This is a genomic window from Natrinema pellirubrum DSM 15624 (genome assembly GCF_000230735.2).
In the GTDB taxonomy this organism is placed as follows: Archaea; Halobacteriota; Halobacteria; order Halobacteriales; family Natrialbaceae; genus Natrinema; species Natrinema pellirubrum.
Window position 1 is genome coordinate 59,835 of record NC_019962.1, and the last position, 18,938, is coordinate 78,772.

Genomic DNA, 18,938 nt, shown 5'->3' on the forward strand with positions numbered 1-18,938 from the left:
CACCATGTCAACCGATACCGACTCCGACGACCCGACTCGAATCGCTTTCGTCTGCGTGCAAAACGCCGGCCGCTCCCAGATGTCGACCGCCTTCGCCGAGCGCGAACGCGAGCGTCGTGGCCTCGAGGACTCCCTCGAGATCCTGACCGGCGGCACGGACCCGGCCGACGAAGTCCACGCGGGCGTGATCGACGCCATGGCCGAACTCGAGTTCGACCTGTCCGACCGAACGCCGCGGGAGGTCACCACCGAGGAACTCCGCTCGTGTGACTACGTCGCGACGATGGGGTGTTCGACGCTCGAGTTGGGCGACGTTGACGGCGTCGACGTCCGCGACTGGGCGCTGCCCGATCCGGACGGCGGTGATCCCGAGGAGGTACGGGAGATCCGCGACGAGATCGAGCGCCGAGTGGCCGCGCTGTTCGACGAGTTCAGCGACGCGCCCTGAGGCGCCCTTAGCGCCCGATCGGGAGGTCTTCGCGGAACGGACGGTCGTGGGTGACCAGTTCGTGGACGCCGACGAGGACGACGACGGCCAGCGCGATGAGCGCGCCCTCGAGCGGCGACGCCAGCAGCCCCAGCGAGACGATCAGCGTCGTCGCGCAGGCCGGCGGATGGACCGTCTCGGTCGCGAGCATTCCGCCCGAGGTCAACGCGACGGCGACGACGCCGCTCGTGACCAGCCGAAGCTGGCTGACCGCGAACGTCGGTGCGGCCGTCGTAACCGTGAGGCCGGGCGCGATGGTGTGGTAGGCGACGAGCCCGGCGACGATCCCGACGACGTGGCCGCCGATGACCCGCCGCGGCGCGGTCACCTCTCCTTCTTGGACCGTCGCCAGCAGGAACGCCGTGGGTCCCAGGCTCGGAAAGAGCAGCGCCTGCCCGGTCACCCACGCCAGCAGGCCCGGTACCGCGAGTAAGACGCCGGTGTACAGGGTCGAGAAGGCCGCGCCGTCCCTCATGCTCGAGGCGTTCGCAGCACGAACGGATATGCCGTTTGCTGTGACGATCACCGGCCGAACGCGCGAGCCGGTGTCGGAATTCGACCGTGAGCGACCACCGTTGCTCTGGCGTTCAGTTTCCGGTCGGTTCGCTGTCCGATACCGGCACACCCGGGGAAACCGGTACGGTCGCGGTCGCCCCCGATGCCGTCCGGAGGCCGAAAACGTAACGGCACCGCGCTTCGCAGGGACGCCCGTGACGCTTGCTGGTACCGTTGCGACCGGGCCGGACCTCCTTCGACTCGTCGCCGTCCCCGTCTTCGCCTGGACCGCCTACCGCGACATCGAGACCAGACGCGTCTCGAGTACCGTCTGGATCCCCCTCGCGCTCCTCGGGGCTGTCCTGCTGCTCTGGGACGCCCGACTGGCGTGGGCTGCCGGCGGGACCGTCTGGAGCTACGACTTCCTCGTCCCGACGGCGATCAGCCTGGGACTGGTCGTCCCCATCGCCTACCTGTTCTGGTGGATCGGCGGCTTCGGCGGGGCCGACGCGAAGGCCTTACTCGTCCTCGCGGTCCTGTTCCCGACCTTCCCCGAGTACGCGCTGGGGACGGTGACACTGCCGCTCGAGCCGACCCGGATCGGTGCCTTCTCGTTTACGATCCTGACCAACGCCGTCCTCGTCGCGGTCGCGCTCCCGGTCGTGCTGGCGATCCGCAACGCCGCCGCGGGCCGGATCGCCCCCGTGATGTTCGTCGGCTGGCCGGTCTCGTGGGAGCAGGTGCCGGAGACCCACGGCCGCCTGCTCGAGACGCCGACGGGGCTCTCGCGGGGCGGCCTCGACCTCGACGCCCTGCGGATGTACCTGCGCTGGCGGGGGCTCTCGCTGGCGCAGTTGCGCGATGCTCCCGAGCGGTACCGCGACCCCGCAACTCTCCCCGACGAGCCGAACCCGCCGACCGACGGCGCGGTGACTGCCGACGTCGATCTCCGGGGCGACGGCGGCGCGCTCGAGGGGGCCGAAACCGAGACGGCCGCGACCGCGGCGGCCGACTCGCAGGGAGCGCCCGCGGTCGACGATCCGTGGGGTGCCGAGGCGTTCCTCGACGACATCGAGGGGTCGGCCTACGGCACGACGCCCGAGGCGCTCCGGGACGGACTCGAGGTGCTACACGAAAATGAGACGGTCTGGATCTCGCCGGGGACGCCGTTCCTGGTGCCGATCTTCGCCGGGTTGGTGATCGCGCTGATCTACGGGGACCTGCTGCTTGGGACTCTACTCTAGGGTCCGCTCGTAGAGCGGCACCAGCGCCGTCCAGAAGAGGACGAAGGCGACGCCGATCCCGATCAGAACGAGCCACGGGTCGCCCCGCCCGGTCGGCACGCCAGTCGAGAGCAGGACGAAGGTACCGGCAAACAGCAGACAGCAGACGAGGACGCTGCCGAGTTCGAGGACGGTGGCGACGGGGTGGGCGCGAAACTGGGCAACGATGCCGGCGAGGGCCATACGCCAGCGTCGCGTGCGGACGGCAAAAACGTCACGGCAGCCATACCGTGGCAGCCGACGGGTCGTCCACCGACGGCACCGCCGTCAGTCCACGACGTAGGACTGGTGGTCGCCCCGTGTTTCGGTATCGACGAACTGGTGACGCGTTCCGTCTTCTAAATCGCCCGCGAACGAGGGGTCATCCGCGTCGGTGTCGTACTCCGCGTTCGCCCCACGAAGGTCGTGGGCCGCAAGCAGCTCGCGGATCTCCGTCGGCATCGACTTCCCGTCCTCGAGGTCGACCATTAGGTGGTGGTCGGTGAAGCTCTTCGCGACGAACGCGTCGGCGACGGCCTCCTTCTCGCAGAGCCGCGCCGCCAGCTCCCGCAGGGTCTCTTCCCGATCGCTCATTCGTTCCCGACCTCGGGGCGACGGTGCAAAGCCCTCGGGACGAATATATTCGCCGGCGGCGGACGACCGAGGGACGAGCGCTTCGCTCACGGAACGTGGCCGGCACGCTCGAGCGGGTGGGCCGCTCGAGCGACGGCGAGAACTGAGCCGCCGATCTCAGGCGCTGGACTCGATGTCGGCAGCGATGTCGTCGAGTTCGTCGTCGTCGAGATCCGGGCGGTCGCCCGCGACGGCGTGGATCGGGCCGCCGCCGTCGCCCTCGAACCGGGGGACGATGTGACAGTGGACGTGGGGTACTTCCTGGCCGGCCTCCTCGCCGTTGTTGAACGCGACGGTGGTCGCGTCGGCGTCGACCGCGTCCTCGACGACGGGGACCATGTGGTGGACGGTCTCGTAGAGGTCCGCGGCGACGTCGTCGGGGACGTCGTTCAGCCGCTCGTACTCGTCTTTCGGGATGACGAGCGTGTGGCCCGGCGCGAGCGGATTGGCGTCCAGGAAGGCGATCGTCGTCTCGTCCTCGTACACGATCCGTGCGGGGATCTCCCCCTCCACGATCTGGCTGAAGATCGTACTCATACGCGGGTATGTGTCGTCTCGTCGTAAGAAGCTTACTCGCCGCCACCGCTGTCCCGGCCACGACACAGGTCGTCGAGCGTCTCGGCGATCGCCGCGAGATACTCGTCGGGCTCGTATCCCAGCCGGCCGATCCAGACGTCCTGATACGAGGGATGGAGGATCGGTACGAGCCACACGCCGAGGCGGCCACACCATACCGGCTCGAGAACGCTGTCGAGAAACCCCTCGAGGTCACGGCTCTCGGCCGTCAGTACCGTCTCCGTCGCGTGTTTGCCGGTCGCGAGGACGACCGTCGGATCGACCTCCTCGAGTTCGGTCAGCAGGTGGGGCCGGCAGTTCGCCCGTTCCTCGGGCGTCGGCTCGCGGTTGGTGGTGGGGTCGTCCGGATCGGCTGGAAAACACTTCACCGCGTTCGTGTAGTAGGCGTCGTCGCCGTAGCCGACTCGCTCGAGCATGCGCCGGATCCGGCGGCCGGAGTGACGCGAGGTGTAGGCCTTCCCGGTCCAGTTGCCGCCCCGCCAGCGGTCCGCCTCGGGGGTCCCGTAGCCGGGAGCCTCGCCGACGACCACGACGTCGGCCTCGAGCGGGCCGGTCCCCCACGAGATACACTCGCGGCTCTCGGCCAGTTTCGGACAGCGCGCACAGTCTGGCTCGAGGACGTTGCGCTCGGTCGGAACGGCGGGATCGTCGCCGGTCGCCGAACCGTCGTCGGCGTCGGTCTCGGAATCGGACGCGGGCACGGTCCGGACTACGTTCCCAGCGGTTTAGCCGAGTCGGTTCTCGGTCGCGGCTGCCGGTCGAGTAGTCGTCGCCGACCGTGTGGATGCGTCGCACTCGAGGGGACAGGTTTACGTTGGGTGGGTGGGTAGAGACGTGCTAATGACATCCCTCGGCCCGGAACTGCTCGCGGAATCACTGCAACTGGTCCTGTATACCGTCGTCGCCGGCGTCCTGACGACCGGTGGCGTCCTCGTCGAGCAGGCGAGTCTCCAACACCTCGGTACCGGCGAGGCGATGATCGCCCTGTGGCTGGGCGCGCTCGGCGGCCTCATGCTGTACGCCGGCGCGTACGGAGTCGGTTACCAGAAGGTTCTCTCGAAGTACGTCTGAGCGGCCGCGACCGACCACGAGGCCTCGAGCGGCGAAAACGATCTCCCTGGGATATTGAGACAGACCGATCGTGCATCCCTCCGTCTTTAGGCGGAGGTTGACCGGGAGGTCCAGCGTGTTATTTTTCGTAGGTTCGATAGTACTGATACGAGAGATACGCAAACAGGCACACCATTCCGGCGAGACCGCCAGCAAAAGTTGTTACTGCGCCAGTATTTCCGGTCGTGTACTGGCTGAGACCGACTGCTGAGAGACCGAACACGACAATTGCACCCCCTGCAATAAATGAGAGGAATAGTGTACCCGTTAATACCACTTTGTTAGTGAACGACAGTATCGGGTCGGAAGTTTGACTCATACTTGACCCAGTGACTATACCTTAATAAGTTCTTCTTGGTTTCTGAATTTTAAGCTCGCTTAGCTATTTCGAAGTTTGACCATAGAGTAGCTATTCCGATCATGTCGCTGAAAACATTCCGCATTTATATGTCGTGGAAAACCTAGTTTGGCCGAACGATCGTCAAACCCTGCCGACTCGGCGGACCGAACGCCATTTAGTTTCGGAGTGAGATGGAATCTTTATGAGCAGGTTCGACGAGGTCGACGACCAGTACGACCCACACGAACTCGAGCAGCGGGTCTTCGAGTACTGGGACGACGTCGACGCCTACGAGCAGACGGTCGAGCATCGGTCGGACGGTGAGTCCTTCTTCTTCGTCGATGGCCCGCCGTACACGTCGGGCTCGGCCCACATGGGGACGACATGGAACAAGTCGCTGAAGGACGTCTACCTTCGTTTCTTCCGGATGCAGGGGTACGACGTCACCGACCGCCCGGGCTATGACATGCACGGGCTCCCGATCGAGACCCGCGTCGAGGAGCGGCTGGGTTTCGAGAACAAGAAGGACATCGAGGAGTTCGGCGAGGAGAACTTCATCCAGGAGTGTAAGGACTACGCCGACGAGCAACTCGAGGGCCTGCAGGCGGACTTCCAGGACTTCGGTGTCTGGATGGACTGGGACGACCCCTACCGAACCGTCGAACCGGAGTACATGGAGGCCGCCTGGTGGGGCTTTTCGAACGCCGCCGACCGCGGGCTCGTCGAGAAGGGCCACCGCTCGATCTCGCAGTGTCCCCGGTGTGAGACCGCGATCGCGAACAACGAGGTCGAGTACGAGGACGTCGAGGACCCCTCGATCTACGTCAAGTTCGACCTCGAGGATCGCGAGGTCGACGGCGAGGAGGCCTCGGACGGAGCGAACGGGGACGAAGGACCCGTGAGCAGCGACGGAAAACTCGTCATCTGGACGACAACGCCGTGGACCATCCCCGCCAACACCTTCGTCGCGGTCGACGAGGACGGCGACTACGTCGGCGTCCGCGCCGAGAAAGACGGCGAGGAGGAACTGCTGTACGTCGCCGAGCCGAAGTTCGAGGACGTGCTGAAAGCGGGCCGCTACGATGACTACGAGGTCGTCGAAGAACACACCGGCGAGGACCTGCTGGGCTGGTCGTACGACCACCCGATGGCCGACCGCGTTCCGGACCACCCCGACCACGAGGGGGCCTGTCAGGTCTACGCCGCCGACTACGTCGACACGCACGGCGACGGGACCGGACTGGTCCACTCCGCGCCCGGCCACGGTGAAGAGGACTTCGAGCGCGGTCGCGAACTGGACTTCCCGATCTTCTGTCCCGTCGGCAGCGACGGCGTCTACACCGAACAGGGTGGCGACTACGAGGGGCAGTTCGTCCGCGACGCCAACGAGGACATCATCGCCGACCTCGAGGCCGACGGCGACCTGCTCGCGTCGGAGACGATCTCCCACAGCTACGGTCACTGCTGGCGCTGTGATACGGGCATCGTCCAGATCGTCACCGACCAGTGGTTCATCACGATCACCGACGTGAAAGACGAACTCCTCGACAACATCGAGGACAGCGAGTGGCACCCCGAGTGGGCCCGCGACAACCGCTTCCGGGACTTCGTCGAGGAAGCACCGGACTGGAACGTCTCCCGCCAGCGCTACTGGGGCATCCCGCTGCCCGTCTGGACCCCCGAGGACCGCGACGACGACGAGGACCGAATCGTCATCAGCGACCGCGAGGAACTCGCCGAGCGGGTCGATCAGGAGATCGATTCCCAAACCGTGGACCTCCACAAGGACACCGTCGACGAGTTGACCATCACCGAGGACGGCACCACCTACACCCGCGTCCCCGACGTCTTCGACGTCTGGCTCGACTCCTCGGTCGCCTCGTGGGGCACTCTGAACTACCCCGAGGACGACAGCCGGTTCGACGAACTCTGGCCCGCCGACTTCATCCTCGAGGCCCACGACCAGACCCGAGGGTGGTTCTGGTCCCAGCTTGGGATGGGCACCGCCGCGCTCGGCGAGAGTCCCTATCAGGAGGTGCTGATGCACGGCCACGCGCTGATGCCCGACGGCCGCGCGATGAGCAAGTCCAAGGACATCCTGATCGACCCCCACGAGGCGATCGATCGCCACGGCCGGGACGTGATGCGGCTGTTCCTGCTGTCGAACAACCCACAGGGCGAGGACATGCGCTTCGACTGGGACGGGATGCAGACGATGGAGAACCACCTCCGGACGCTGTGGAACGTCTTCCGGTTCCCGCTGCCGTACATGCGGTTAGACGAGTTCGACCCGACCGAAACGACCCTCGAGTCGGTCGACGATCACCTCGAGCCCCTCGACGAGTGGGTCCTTGCTCGACTGCAGTCCACGAAGGCCGAGATGACCGCGGCCTTCGAGGAGTTCCGCCAGGACAAGGCGATCGACGCCCTCCTCGAGTTCGTCGTCGAGGACGTCTCGCGGTTCTATGTGCAGGCGGTCCGCGAGCGCATGTGGGACGAGGCCGACAGCGATTCGAAGCGGGCCGCCTACGCGACGCTCTACCGCGTGCTGCGGGAGACGGTCGCGCTGCTTGCCCCCTACGCGCCGTTCATCAGCGAGGAGATCTACGGGACGCTGACCGGCGACAACGGCCACCCGACCGTCCACATGGAGGACTGGCCCGCCGTCGAGGAGTACTGGGCCGACGACCAGCTCGAGACCGACGTCGCGCTCCTCCGCGCGATCGAGGAGGCCGGCGCGAACGCCCGCCAGCAGGCCGGCCGGAAGCTGCGCTGGCCCGTTCCACGGGTCGTCGTCGCCGCCGACGACGACCGGGTCGTCGAGGCCGTCGAACGCCACCCCGGCCTGCTCGAGGAGCGACTCAACGCCCGCGATATCGAACTCGTCTCGCCCGACGAACGCTGGGGCGAACTCGCCTACAGCGCCGAGGCCGACATGAGCGAACTCGGGCCCGCCTTCGGCGACCGCGCCGGGCAGGTCATGAACGCGCTCAACGAGGCCCGCATCGACGAGCCGAGCCTCGAGGCGATCGAAGACGCCGTGTCCGATGTCCTCGAGGACGACGAGGGGATCACCGACGAGATGGTTTCCTTCGTCACCCAGACCCCCGACGGCGTCGCCGGCACCGCCTTCGGCCTCGACGGCGACGACCGCGGCGTCGTCTACGTCGACGCCTCGCTGACCGACGACATCGAGAGCGAGGGCTACGCCCGCGAGGTCATCCGCCGGGTCCAGGAGATGCGTAAGGACCTCGACCTCGACGTCGAGGAACGGATCGCGCTGGATCTCACGATCGAGGACGACCGCGTGGCCGATCTCGTCGCCGAGCGCACGGACCTCATCAGCGAGGAAGTCCGTGCCGACGAGCGCCGCGAGGTCGAGGACGGCCACCGCAAGGAGTGGGAGGTCGAAGGTGTGACGGTGGAAATCGCGCTCGAGCCGCTGGCGGCCGCTGAGGCGTCGGACTGATAGCGTCCGTTTCCGGAACGGGAGACGAAGTCGACCGTTCCGGTCTTTTTGGTCCAGATTTTTACGCGAGTGGTGAGGGAGGAAAGCGAGGGCGAACAGAGTGAGTCCTCGGACAGCGAGCGGTGACCAACGGGAACCGTGAGCAGCGACCGAACCCGACGCGTAAAAAGGTGGATGCCGAAGTCGCGCTCGAGCCGCTGGCGGCCGCTGAGGCGTCGGACTGAGACCGGGAGGCGAAGCCGACCGGTCTGCGTTTTGGAATCGCGAGAAACTCGCGATGGCCGCTCTTTCGTCGCCGAGTGACACTACGGCTGCCATAAAAGTCTTGTCCGCTGATTCACCAGAGAGGGATAGTGACCTCCCGGTTCGTGACCCTCGCGTTCGTCGTCTTGCTCGCCTGTAGCCTCCCGGCCGGCATCGCCGCCGGGACACCGACCGATCGAGCGCCCGCGAGCGCCGATCTCGAGACTCCGTCCGTCGGCGCGGCAGCGACTGGGAGTTCGTCGGACGTCCTCCATCGAACGACGACGCTCCGCCATCGGCCGACCGACACCGACGTCTTCGAGACGGAAACGACGTTTCGGGTGCCCGACTCGGTGACTGAACTCGAGATCGAACTCGAGCAAGGTGCGACCGTCGAGTCGACGACGGGGTTCGAGCGGACCGGCGAGCGGACCCTCGAGTGGACGGGGGACACTGACGAGCCGACGGTCCGGTATACGATGCCGGCCGATCGAACGGGTTCGCAGGGTGCCGGCGCGACCGGCGAGGGGTATTCCTTCGTCGACACCGGTGAGTGGGCGGTCGTCCCGGTTCCGGACGTGGCGATCTCGCTGCGCCGGACGGATCCGGTCGGCATCGAGGAGACGGTCCGCGTCGACGGCCCCGGGGCGACCGGCGGCGATATCGCCTTCTTCGGCGCGGTGACCGAACGCGAACGGACCGTCGACGGGGAGCGGTTCCGGCTGGCGGTCCCCGAGGCCGCGACGCTCGAGGAGTCGCCCGACGCGATCCTCTCGGCGCTGGCCGACGCGAGCGGCCGGCTCGAGGTCGGGGCACGATCCGACGAGGTGTTCGTCGTCGCGGTCCCCGCCACTGTCGACTGGGGACCGCGGGGTATCCAGTACGGCGAGTCCGACGCCTGGGTCGTCGCGGACGAACCCCTCGACAGTCCGAACCCGGCCTGGCTCCACGAGTACGTCCACGTCCGCCAACGCTTTGCCAACACCGCCGATGGGACGACGACCGAGACGGAGTGGTTCGTCGAGGGACAGGCTGACTACCACGCGGGACTGCTGGCTCTCGAGGCCGGTTATACCGATTTCGAGGAATTCAGCCGACTGCTCGAGCGCGGGACGGAGTCGCCCTACGCCGACGGCGCGCTCGCCGACCCCGGGACGTGGGAGCATGACCGGACCGATTACGTCAAAGGCGCGCTCGTGGCCGGTGAGATCGACCGCCAGTTACGCGTTGCGACCGACGGTGATCGAACGCTGGCGGACGTCGTTCGGGACCTGAACGCCGACGACGATGCGGCGACCGAGGCAGCCCTCCTGGGCTCGATCGAGACCTACGGCGGGACGGCCGTCCGGACCGACGCCGAGCGCTACACTCGCACGGACGCGACGCCCGCCGTGTGGAGTCGAACGGACCACCGGGCCGCGTTCGACCAGTCGGTCGCGAGCTTCGAGTACGGGTTCGGGACGGGTCCGATCGAGGTCGCCGGCGAGGAGTGGCCGCGGTGGTCGGCGTCCGAGGCGGGCGTCGACGCCGGCACTGACGAGGTGATCGTCGTGCCCGCCGGCGAGTCCGTGACGGTCCCGGCGGCGGTCGACAACGCCGGCGACCGCGAGGGGACGTACGACCTGACGCTGGGGGCCGACGGCCGGACCGTCGCTCATCGGCAGGGGACGCTCGCGCCCGGCGGGGAGCGCTCCCACCGGCTCTCGTGGACGCCCGCAGAACCCGGGACGTACGTCCTGCGGATCGGCTCGGAGCGACTGACCGCCGTCGTCCGCTCGTCGCCGAGCGTGACCGTCACCGACCTCCGGCTCGAGCCCGAGGCGGTCGATCCCGGCGAGCCGGTGACGGCGACCGCAACCGTCGAGGCCGCCGGTGACGGGCCCGGGGCTGCCGTCCTCGCGTTCCGGACCGTCGACGGCGTCGCCGCCAAGCGACCGGTAGCGGTTCGTCCCGACGGGACGGCGACGGTCGAAGCCGAACTCCGGTTCGACGAGGCGAGTCAGTACGAGGTCGGCGTCGGCGAGCGAACGGCGACGATCAGCGTCGGCGAGACGGGGCCGGCCGCGGCGATCGACGACGTACCCGGCTTCGGGGTTTTGGCGACGCTCGGCGCGTTCCTTCTGCTGGTCGTGACCGGTCTGGCGGCTCGGCGACGATAATTCCCGTGCCGGCACTCACTCGAGGTCGACCCGGAACCGACAGGCGTCGGCCCCGTCCGCGACGCAGTCGGTTTTCGTGACCGTCGCGTCGGCGTCGAACGCAGCGACGAGCCCGTCGAGAATTCCGTGGGCGAGCCCGCAGTACTGGCGATCTCGGTGAGTGTCGTACGTGACGATCGCGTGATCGGACTCGCGGGTACAGGACAGCTTCGGCAGCGACGTCTCGTCGGTTGCGGTTTCGATGTCGTCGTAGACGTCTTCGAGACCGACCAGCAACTCGGGCAGGTCCCAGCCGCTGCCGACGTGTGCGCTGAACGTCGAGAGTAGTTCCGGGGCCAGCCGCCGGCCGAAATCGCGTTCGATCGCGGCCCTGTCCTGCGTCGCCATCCCCGAGAGCGTCTCGAGGATGGCGTCGATCTCGTCGTCGTCGTAATGCGAGACGGGCAGGTACAGCTGTGGCTCCAGTTCCGAACGCTCGACGATCGTGTCCCAGGTGTCGTCGTCGGTCCGTTCGACGACGTACTCCTCGAGGGTCTTGTGGACGATTCCGTGCATCGGGCTCCCCCGCGTCGCCGAGCGGCCGATCCGACCGCAGTCGTGCGACGCGATACCACCTAGACCCGCGTTCGGCGGCTACTTAATCGTTTACTTACAGGTGTTCGGCGAGCGCGGGGGCGACCGAGACGGTATCGACGCCCCGCTCGATGGTGTCGGTGCCGTAGATCGCCTCGACACCGGCTCGAGAGAGCTTCGTGACGGCATCGCGGGCCAACAGCGGGTGAACGCAGGTAACGAACAGGCGGCCGGCGTCGCGATCGCAGAGGACGCTGACGGCCTCGCTCATCGTCGATCCCGTCGCGATGATGTCGTCGACGACGACGACGTCGCGGCCGGCCACGTCGACGTCGCTTGGCGAGATTTCGACCTCGGTGCCGGAGTGGCGGGTCTTCTCGAAGTAGTCGGTCTCGCCCGTCCCGTAGGCGTCGCGGGTCGTCTCGGCCAGTTCGATCGCGCCGGCGTCCGGCGAGAGAAAGACCGGTTCAGTGAGGTCGTCGGGGAGCGGATCGGCCAGCCGGCCCGCCGCGTCGACGGCCGTCGCCGTCGGCTCGAAGAACTCGCAGACGGCCGTCTCGTGGGGGTTGACCGTCAGCACGCGATCGGTTCCGGTCGAGATCGCGCGGGCGACCGCCCGCGCCGAGACGGGGTGACCCGGTTCGAACGCCGCGTCCTGCCGGCCGTAGCCCATGTAGGGGAGGACGGTGACGACCTCCTCGACCCCGGCCTCGCGGACGGCGTCCTGTAGCTGGAGGAGTTCGAGATGGGCGTCGCTCGAGACGGTCGAGGCGACGATCACGGCTCGATCTGGGTCGGCCTCGGCAACGCCGGGGGCGGCCGCGAGCAGTTCACCGTCGGGAAAGCGGTCGTACTCGACGGCGGCGAGCGGTTCCTCGAGTTCGCGTGCCAGCGCCGCGGCCAGGGCCTGCGACGTGGATCCGCTGACGATCATAGTCGGTTCGACAGCGCGGGGGCTAAACCAGTTTTCGTTCTGGACCCACACCCTCGCTCGGGCAGGCGTGAGCGCGGCCGGCGGGGTCTGTCACGCGTCGGTGTCGTCGACGCTCGGATCGCCGGCGCCACACGGTCCGCCGGTCGTATCGCTCAGGAGCGTCAGTTCCCCGTTCCGATCGATCCGAACGAAGAGGTTCAGACACGACGGGTCGTTCCAGTCCGCCGGCGTGACTTCGACCGGCTCGCCCTGATCGAGCCGCGTCGTCACGCGGAACTGCCCCGACTCGGTCGGCCAGTTTCGATCGAGGGTCGTCCCGCCGCCGGCCTCGAGTTCCTCGGTCGCCCAGTCCTCGATTTCCCGGTCGAATTCGACGATGATGTCGACCGTGTGGGCATCGCCGTCTAGGTTGTCGACGGTGATCTCGCCGAGGATCGTTCCGTCGACGGTTTCGCTTTCGGTTTCCCCGTCGGCGGGGTCCTCGGTCCCGCCGTCCCCGGAGCCGTCACCGTTCCCGTCGTCGCCGTCGTCACCGCCCATGCAGCCGGCGACCGCGCCGGTGAGGGCAGTACCGCTTACGGCTAGCAGTTTCCGTCGTGGTAGCTCTCCCATATATCCCGTGGGTAGCAGCCCACGTAATTAAACCTCCGTCAGACGCGGATCGGCGGTCTCCCGCTATCGCACGGCCAGCCCGGTCACGTCCCGGACCCCGATCGGGTGCGGTCGCCATCCGTCCTCGGCGGCCGCTAGGAAGGTTCCGCCCTCGGTCACGGCGTAGACCGTCTCGCCGTAGCCGACGTCGACGATCGGTTCGCTCGCGTCCGGGAGCGCGTCCCACTCGTCGTCGCCGGCGTAGCCGTATACTTCCTCGCTCGCGACTGCGTGTGCGCGCGTCAGCGTCCCCTGTTCCGATCGGGGATCCGCCGAGACGGCATCGAACGGTCCCTCGCGGACCGCCATCCACCCGTTTCCCAGTTTGTATAGGCCCTCGGCGGTGGCCGCGAGCGGGACGCCGGCGGCCGAGATGTCTCGTACGTCGGTCAGACCGGCGTGGTCGAGTCCGCCGTCGTGGATCCGATAGACGCCGTCTTCCGTTCCGACGAGATCGCCGTCGATCGCCCGTACCGATGCGACGGTCTCGTCCGTGAGCGTGGTCCACTCCGTGGCCCCTGCCGGCCGGCGGGCGACCCGGCCATCGGGACTGGCCGCGAGCAGCTCGCCGCCGTCGGCACCGACGGCGACCGCCGGGCCGAACCCGGTTTCGGCGAACGACTCCTCGACCACGTCCCCGTCCTCGAGCGGGGCCACGCGGACGTCCTCGTCGGTCGCGATCGCGACGCTCTCGTCGGTCGTCGCGACGTCTCGAGCCTCGCAGCGTTCGCAGAGACCGAACTCGCCGACGGTGTCGCCGGCGACGCGGACCCGAACGACACCGAACGCGCTCGCGACATAGGCGGTGATCGCGCCCTCTCGGTCGCCGTAGACGCGTTTCTCCTCGATCGAGTGCATACGTGACCGTGGACGGGACGGGCCGAAAACGTTCCGTCCCGGGGCCGTCTTCGGCAGCGGTTTGCGGAATCACTATGGGGCGTCCCCGCCGACTAACGCGTAATGGAGATATTCGGATCGAGCGGGACGCGGGGCGTCGCCAACGAGGAGTTGACGCCCGCGTTCGTCCTCCGCGTTGCGAAGGCGGCGGGGACGATCTGGGCCGAGGACGCCGGCGCGGAGCGGGTCGGGATCGCTCGCGACACCCGCTACACCGGCCGCATGCTGGCCGATGCGGCCGCCAGTGGGTTAGCGAGCATCGGCATCGACGTCGACCGACTGGGGATCGTTCCTACCCCTGGCGCACAGACCTACGCCGAACACGAGGCGGTCCCAGTGATCGTCGTCACGGCCTCGCACAACCCACCCCAGTACAACGGGATCAAACTCGTCGGGGCCGACGGCGTCGAACTCTCGGTCGCGACCCTCGAGACCATCGAGGACCGACTGCTGACCGAGTCGTTCACCGCGGCCGCCTGGGACGAGACGGGCCGGGTCCGCGAGATCGACGGCGTTCGCCGGGCCTACGTCGAGGGGTTGCTCGCGGCCGTCGACCGCCAGCCGATCGCCGACGCGGACCTGACCGTCGCGTTGGATCCCGGCCACGGCGCGGGCGCGCTGACCAGCCCCGAGTTCTTCCGGGAACTGGGCTGTCGGGTCGTTACCGTCAACGGCCAGCCGGACGGCCACTTCCCCGGTCGTGACCCCGAACCGGTCCCCGACAACCTCGCCGATCTGGGTCGGCTCGTCCGATCGACCGACGCCGACGTCGGGATCGCCCACGACGGCGACGCCGACCGCGCGATTTTCTTCGACGAGGACGGCGAGTACGTCGAGGGCGACGCCACGCTCGCGGCGCTTGCGGCCGCCGAACTCGAGGCCGGCGACACGACCGTCTCGGCGGTCAACGTCTCCCAGCGGCTCGTCGACGTCGTGAACGAGGTCGGGGCCGACCTCGAACTCACCCCGATCGGTTCGACGAACATCATCACCCGCATCCGCGAACTCGAGGCCTCGGGCCAGCGGGTCCCGATCGCCGGCGAGGGCAACGGCGGGATCTTCTTCCCGAACTACCGGCTCTCCCGGGACGGGGCCTTCACCGCGGCCCGATTCCTCGAACTCGTGGCCGAGCGGCCGGTCAGCGAGATCGTCGCCCCCTACGACGGCTACGTCAACGTCCGGCGCAACCTCGAGTACGAGTCGACGGCGGAACGCGACGCGATGCTCGATGCGGCCGCCAATCAGGCCAAAGCGGCCGACGCGGAACTCAACACTCGAGACGGCTACCGGCTGGATTACGGCGATGCGTGGGTGCTGGCCCGCCCCTCCGGCACCGAGCCGCTCGTCCGGATCTACGCCGAGGCCCGCGACGGCGACCGTGCCGAGGAACTCGTCGACGACATGTACGAGGCGCTGGCCGACGCGAAGGCCGACGCCTGAACCCGGTTTCTATCGTCCGCTCGAGCGGCCTAACTGTTCAGTACAGGCCATGCAGGTCTCGAAGTAGTAATTAGCTCTCGCCTCTATTAACAGAAGGCATATATTATAGAAATACTATACATTATCTATGAATGACGATCAGTATTTGCTGTTAACAGCACATCTTCGTTCGATTCGTTCGGCTATCGTTGCCTTAGCGTTTGCAGTTCTTGCTGTTGTGACTAGTATAAGTGGAGACGAATCGTGGACAGTATCTCTGATTTTCATCAGTATCGCTATTTGTGTGTATTCTTTCCTGCAAACTGCTGATCATTCGTAGCCCAATCTGTCGTTCTCCATACGAATCTGTACTGAACAGCGCGACCGACTCAGGGAACAATCGTCACCGGAACCGCGGCCCGCCGCGTAACCCCCTCTGCGACGCTGCCCAACAACAGCCGCGAGACGCCCGCCTTCCCCTCGCTGCCCATCACGATCGCGTCGACATCGGCCTCGTCGACGTACTCGAGGATTGCCTCGGCCGCCCCCTCGCCCTCGACGACGGTCGTCTCGAGCGACCGGCCGCGGTCGTCGGCGATCGCCCTCGCGTCGGCGAAGAAGTCGGGCTCGTCGGCCCCCGAAACGATGCCCTCGTAGTCGGCCGTGAGGTCGTCGACCGCGTGGACGACCGTCAGCCGATCGGCCGGCACCCACTCGAGGGCGTGGTCCAGTGCTGCCCGCGCCGGCTCGGAGTCGTCCATCGGCACGAGGACGTGTCTGCTCATACGTGCCGTTCGGTCGGCGGCGGCTAAAGTACAGGGCTGATTTTGCGGCGACGGCGTTCTCGAGCGGCCGGGCCCCTCGCCCGTTTCAGACCGGGTCGTCGATCTCGAGCGCGTCCTCGAGCCGATCGCGTTCGGCCCGCAACTCCTCGAGTTCGGCCTCGACGCGGCCGTCGGTCAGCCGTCGGCGCTGGTCGGCCGAGAGCTGCGCGACCGCCTGGGCGGCCGTCTGGAGCCGGTCGTAGTCGGGATCGGTCGCGAGCAGTCGGACCTCGCGAAGGTTCGCCACGACGTCCTCGTCGGCGATCCGGGCGACGAAGGGACGGTACTCCCGCGCCCGGCGTCGCAGCGCACCGGCTGGCTCGGGCGGCCAGTCGACCGTCAGTGGCTCGGCGTCGATCCCGTCGAGAAACGTCTGCTGGGTCGCCACGTTGCGCTTGAGTTCGTCCGCGCTGTCGACGTAATGAGAGAGCTTCGACCGGGAGTAGTCGGCGTACTCGAGCAGTTCGGGGATCGTGTACTCGCCGGCGTCGTTCTCTCGGACGTACCGCGACAGGTCCTCGGGCGGTTGCTCGTAGCCCACGAACGGGTACCACCGGCTCCGCTCGAGCAGGTCGAACACCTCGCGGGCGCTCGCCTCGAGCCGGTACTCGCGAAAGGCCTCGCGGACGGCCTCGTTGTAGCGCTCGATCGGCTCGCGGAGCCGCTCGACGGGGGCGTCCAAGTCGGCGTTTGCCAGTTCGAGCAGCCGCTCTCGCTCGTCGATCTCGTCGCCGACCGTCCGGAGGCGTTTGCTCGCGGTCTTGCGGGCCTCGGCGAGGTCCGCGCGGGCGGCCTCGCGGTCGTCGAGCAGGTCGGCGTACTCAGCGGCGGGTTCGAGGGCCTCGCGGGCCCGTTCGAAGTCCGACTCGCTGAGCCGGCGCTTGTCGATCGCCTCGAGGGCGTCCTCGAAGGCCTCGTGTTCGGGGAGGTCCTCGGAGAGTCCGGAGACGAGTCCGTCGAACTTCCCCTCGAGTTCGATGTAGGCTTGGAAGTTCTCCTTGCCGGTGCCGGTCGCGCGGTCGACGTAGTCCTCGAGCAGGGTCTCGGCCCGCCGATAGGCCGTCGCGACCTCGTCGACGGTGTCTTCGTCGTGGTCGGCGATGCGGTCCTCGATGGTCTCGAGACGGTTCCGGGCGGCCTCGAGTTCCTCGAGCGGGGTCGGTTCGCCGTCGCTCCCTGCGGTAGCGCCTGCGCGCGCGTCGGAGGGCGGAGCGCGTTCGCTCATCTTATTCGTAGACGGCGTCGGGGTCGAACACTCGTTCGCCGACGTTTTCCCCCTCGATCGTCCGGTAGAAGCACGACCGGTGGCCGGTGTGACACGCGCCACCCTCTTGGTCGACCAGATAGAGCAGCGTGTCGGCGTCGCAGTCGACGCGGACCTCCCTGACGGACTGGACGTGGCCGCTGGTTGCGCCCTTCTCCCATAACTCGTCGCGGCTCCGCGAGTAGTAGTGTGCTCGGCCCGTCTCGCGGGTCCGTTCTAAGGCCTCCGGCGAGACGTACGCGAGCATGAGAACCTCGCCGGAGTCGGCGTCCTGTGCCACGGCGGGGACGAGTCCGTCCTCGCCGAAGTCGACCGAAACTGCCTCGTCCATACTCGCGGTATCGGTCGTCCGAGCGATAGGTCTTTTGCCGCGACTCGGTCGACGCAAGCGCGTCGAAACTTAGCGTCCCTGCCAGCTCCAGCGGCCGACGACGACGATCGCGATCGCGACTGCCAGCAGGCCGACCGTAATGGCGACCGTCGACGCCGCTTCGGCCAGTCCTGGAGCCAGCAGCAGGCCGATCACCAAGAACAACAGCCCGAAGATCGAGACCAGTGAGATGCCGATCCCCTCCCGAATCCCCCACTTCGTGTCGGCTGCGTCCTCGCGGGCGCTGTCGGTCGGTTGCTGTACGGTCCCGCGATTCTGCATTGTCATGTCGTTCGCCTCCGCTAGGGGAGAGCCTTCCGACGGGCATAAAGTACGTTCACGAACGGACGGACTGTCCACACGGTGGCGGTCAGGCTCACTCGAGCGTGAGTGTCCGGCCTCTAGTAACGGACGGTACTGCTGCTACGGTGCTTTTAGTAAGATACGGTACTAAGAGTACAACCAAGAATGAGTAGTAATACACCTAGCCCAGAGGTAGTACGCGTTTCGCAGAAGGGGCAGGCGACCATCCCGAAGGCGTTACGTGAGAAATTCGGTATCGAGACGCCTGGCGAGGTGTTCGTCTACGAGGAGAGTGATCGAATCGTCATCGAACCGGTTCCGTCACCGGACGAACTCCACGGAATCCACGCCGACGCGCGCGAGTCCGGATCGATTACCGAACGGATGCGCAAACTCAGAGACGCCGACCATCGCCGTGAGGAAGAGCAGTTCGAACGACTCCGGCCGGAGAGCGACGAATGAGCGATCGCTACGTTTTCGACACGGAAGCGATCATCGCGTATTTCTACGGCGAATCCGGTCACGAAGCAATCGCAGACCTACTTTCTGCTGTCTTCGCCGGTGACGTGGACGGCCTTCTCACAGAAGCGAACGCCAGCGAAGTGTTCTATCTCGTCGCTCGGTTCGAGGGTACAGACGACGGAACGCCGACCGCTGATTCGTTTCGTGTCGCCGACCGCGATCTCCGTGCCCTCGAGCGACGGGGAGTGACTGTCACAGCTCCTGACTGGCGACTCGTCGGGAAGGTAAAATCCGACGGACACATCTCACTAGCCGACGCGGCTGCCGTTGCACTCGCGTACGAACGGGATGCGACACTCGTCGTCGGTGGAGACGACGATTTCGACGATCTCCCACTCGAAGTGTCGTGCGAACGGTTTCGTGACCACGGCGTATAGCCCTACTAGATCGGATCGGGAGGAACGCTC

At 67.1% G+C, this 18,938-nt stretch carries 21 protein-coding genes; 8 read left to right on the forward strand and 13 right to left on the reverse strand.

The window, feature by feature from the left end; genetic code table 11:
• The first annotated feature begins 4 nt into the window (after positions 1-4).
• The gene (locus tag NATPE_RS00310) at positions 5-448 is read left to right on the forward strand and encodes an arsenate-mycothiol transferase ArsC (protein ID WP_006183164.1); all 444 of its coding nucleotides are present in this window, start codon (positions 5-7) and stop codon (positions 446-448) included.
• A gap of 7 nt (positions 449-455) precedes the next feature.
• On the opposite strand, the gene NATPE_RS00315 is transcribed toward NATPE_RS00310, so the two are convergent.
• Positions 456-962: an HPP family protein gene (locus tag NATPE_RS00315; RefSeq protein WP_006183165.1), complete on the reverse strand. Its 507-nt coding sequence runs from the start codon at positions 960-962 to the stop codon at positions 456-458.
• Between the two features lie 235 nt (positions 963-1,197).
• On the opposite strand from NATPE_RS00315, the gene NATPE_RS00320 reads away from it, so the two are divergent.
• Complete coding sequence (locus tag NATPE_RS00320) at positions 1,198-2,226, forward strand: A24 family peptidase (protein WP_015298636.1); 1,029 nt, start codon at positions 1,198-1,200, stop codon at positions 2,224-2,226.
• On the opposite strand, the gene NATPE_RS00325 is transcribed toward NATPE_RS00320, so the two are convergent.
• The 4 genes from NATPE_RS00325 to NATPE_RS00340 all read right to left on the reverse strand — a co-directional run bounded on the left by NATPE_RS00325 (position 2,218) and on the right by NATPE_RS00340 (position 4,154).
• Positions 2,218-2,448, reverse strand: a complete 231-nt coding sequence (locus NATPE_RS00325; protein ID WP_006183169.1) for a hypothetical protein — start codon at positions 2,446-2,448, stop codon at positions 2,218-2,220. The two genes, NATPE_RS00320 and NATPE_RS00325, sit on opposite strands and share 9 nt — an antisense overlap.
• 84 nt (positions 2,449-2,532) lie before the next feature.
• The gene (locus NATPE_RS00330) at positions 2,533-2,838 is read right to left on the reverse strand and encodes a hypothetical protein (protein WP_006183170.1); all 306 of its coding nucleotides are present in this window, start codon (positions 2,836-2,838) and stop codon (positions 2,533-2,535) included.
• A 156-nt stretch (positions 2,839-2,994) separates the two neighbouring features.
• Positions 2,995-3,414 (reverse strand): HIT family protein, encoded by a 420-nt coding sequence (locus NATPE_RS00335; RefSeq protein WP_006183171.1) that lies wholly within the window; start codon positions 3,412-3,414, stop codon positions 2,995-2,997.
• A gap of 32 nt (positions 3,415-3,446) precedes the next feature.
• Positions 3,447-4,154 (reverse strand): uracil-DNA glycosylase, encoded by a 708-nt coding sequence (locus NATPE_RS00340; protein WP_006183172.1) that lies wholly within the window; start codon positions 4,152-4,154, stop codon positions 3,447-3,449.
• Positions 4,155-4,293: 139 nt separating this feature from the next.
• On the opposite strand from NATPE_RS00340, the gene NATPE_RS00345 reads away from it, so the two are divergent.
• The 3 genes from NATPE_RS00345 (at position 4,294) to NATPE_RS00355 (ending at position 10,774) form a co-directional block, all read left to right on the forward strand.
• Positions 4,294-4,524: a hypothetical protein gene (locus tag NATPE_RS00345; protein WP_006183173.1), complete on the forward strand. Its 231-nt coding sequence runs from the start codon at positions 4,294-4,296 to the stop codon at positions 4,522-4,524.
• A 581-nt stretch (positions 4,525-5,105) separates the two neighbouring features.
• On the forward strand, positions 5,106-8,372 hold the full coding sequence (gene ileS, locus NATPE_RS00350) for an isoleucine--tRNA ligase (RefSeq protein WP_006183174.1): 3,267 nt from the start codon (positions 5,106-5,108) through the stop codon (positions 8,370-8,372).
• Between the two features lie 353 nt (positions 8,373-8,725).
• Entirely contained in the window at positions 8,726-10,774 is a 2,049-nt protein-coding gene (locus NATPE_RS00355) for a hypothetical protein (RefSeq protein WP_006183175.1), read from the forward strand.
• A 15-nt stretch (positions 10,775-10,789) separates the two neighbouring features.
• On the opposite strand, the gene NATPE_RS00360 is transcribed toward NATPE_RS00355, so the two are convergent.
• The 4 genes from NATPE_RS00360 to NATPE_RS00375 all read right to left on the reverse strand — a co-directional run bounded on the left by NATPE_RS00360 (position 10,790) and on the right by NATPE_RS00375 (position 13,790).
• A complete protein-coding gene (locus NATPE_RS00360; RefSeq protein WP_006183176.1) occupies positions 10,790-11,329 on the reverse strand; it encodes a heme NO-binding domain-containing protein in 540 nt (179 codons plus the stop codon).
• A 94-nt stretch (positions 11,330-11,423) separates the two neighbouring features.
• Positions 11,424-12,281: a ribose-phosphate diphosphokinase gene (locus NATPE_RS00365; protein WP_006183177.1), complete on the reverse strand. Its 858-nt coding sequence runs from the start codon at positions 12,279-12,281 to the stop codon at positions 11,424-11,426.
• Positions 12,282-12,371: 90 nt separating this feature from the next.
• Positions 12,372-12,893, reverse strand: a complete 522-nt coding sequence (locus tag NATPE_RS00370; RefSeq protein WP_015298638.1) for a hypothetical protein — start codon at positions 12,891-12,893, stop codon at positions 12,372-12,374.
• Between the two features lie 63 nt (positions 12,894-12,956).
• On the reverse strand, positions 12,957-13,790 hold the full coding sequence (locus NATPE_RS00375; protein WP_006183179.1) for an HVO_0234 family beta-propeller protein: 834 nt from the start codon (positions 13,788-13,790) through the stop codon (positions 12,957-12,959).
• Between the two features lie 102 nt (positions 13,791-13,892).
• Here NATPE_RS00375 and glmM point away from each other — a divergent pair, with 102 nt between their 5' ends.
• The gene (gene glmM / locus NATPE_RS00380) at positions 13,893-15,269 is read left to right on the forward strand and encodes a phosphoglucosamine mutase (RefSeq protein ID WP_006183180.1); all 1,377 of its coding nucleotides are present in this window, start codon (positions 13,893-13,895) and stop codon (positions 15,267-15,269) included.
• 368 nt (positions 15,270-15,637) lie between these two features.
• Here glmM and NATPE_RS00385 read toward each other — a convergent pair whose 3' ends face one another.
• The 4 genes from NATPE_RS00385 to NATPE_RS00400 all read right to left on the reverse strand — a co-directional run bounded on the left by NATPE_RS00385 (position 15,638) and on the right by NATPE_RS00400 (position 17,994).
• Positions 15,638-16,033: a universal stress protein gene (locus NATPE_RS00385; RefSeq protein ID WP_006183181.1), complete on the reverse strand. Its 396-nt coding sequence runs from the start codon at positions 16,031-16,033 to the stop codon at positions 15,638-15,640.
• Between the two features lie 85 nt (positions 16,034-16,118).
• Positions 16,119-17,297, reverse strand: a complete 1,179-nt coding sequence (locus tag NATPE_RS00390; RefSeq protein WP_006183182.1) for a DUF7118 family protein — start codon at positions 17,295-17,297, stop codon at positions 16,119-16,121.
• A 1-nt stretch (position 17,298) separates the two neighbouring features.
• Positions 17,299-17,667, reverse strand: a complete 369-nt coding sequence (gene hisI / locus NATPE_RS00395) for a phosphoribosyl-AMP cyclohydrolase (protein WP_006183183.1) — start codon at positions 17,665-17,667, stop codon at positions 17,299-17,301.
• A gap of 69 nt (positions 17,668-17,736) precedes the next feature.
• Complete coding sequence (locus NATPE_RS00400) at positions 17,737-17,994, reverse strand: hypothetical protein (RefSeq protein WP_015298639.1); 258 nt, start codon at positions 17,992-17,994, stop codon at positions 17,737-17,739.
• Positions 17,995-18,174: 180 nt separating this feature from the next.
• Here NATPE_RS00400 and NATPE_RS00405 point away from each other — a divergent pair, with 180 nt between their 5' ends.
• The gene (locus NATPE_RS00405) at positions 18,175-18,471 is read left to right on the forward strand and encodes an AbrB/MazE/SpoVT family DNA-binding domain-containing protein (RefSeq protein ID WP_015298640.1); all 297 of its coding nucleotides are present in this window, start codon (positions 18,175-18,177) and stop codon (positions 18,469-18,471) included.
• The gene (locus NATPE_RS00410) at positions 18,468-18,908 is read left to right on the forward strand and encodes a PIN domain-containing protein (RefSeq protein ID WP_006183186.1); all 441 of its coding nucleotides are present in this window, start codon (positions 18,468-18,470) and stop codon (positions 18,906-18,908) included. Before NATPE_RS00405 ends, NATPE_RS00410 begins: the two co-directional genes overlap by 4 nt.
• Positions 18,909-18,938 lie beyond the last annotated feature (30 nt).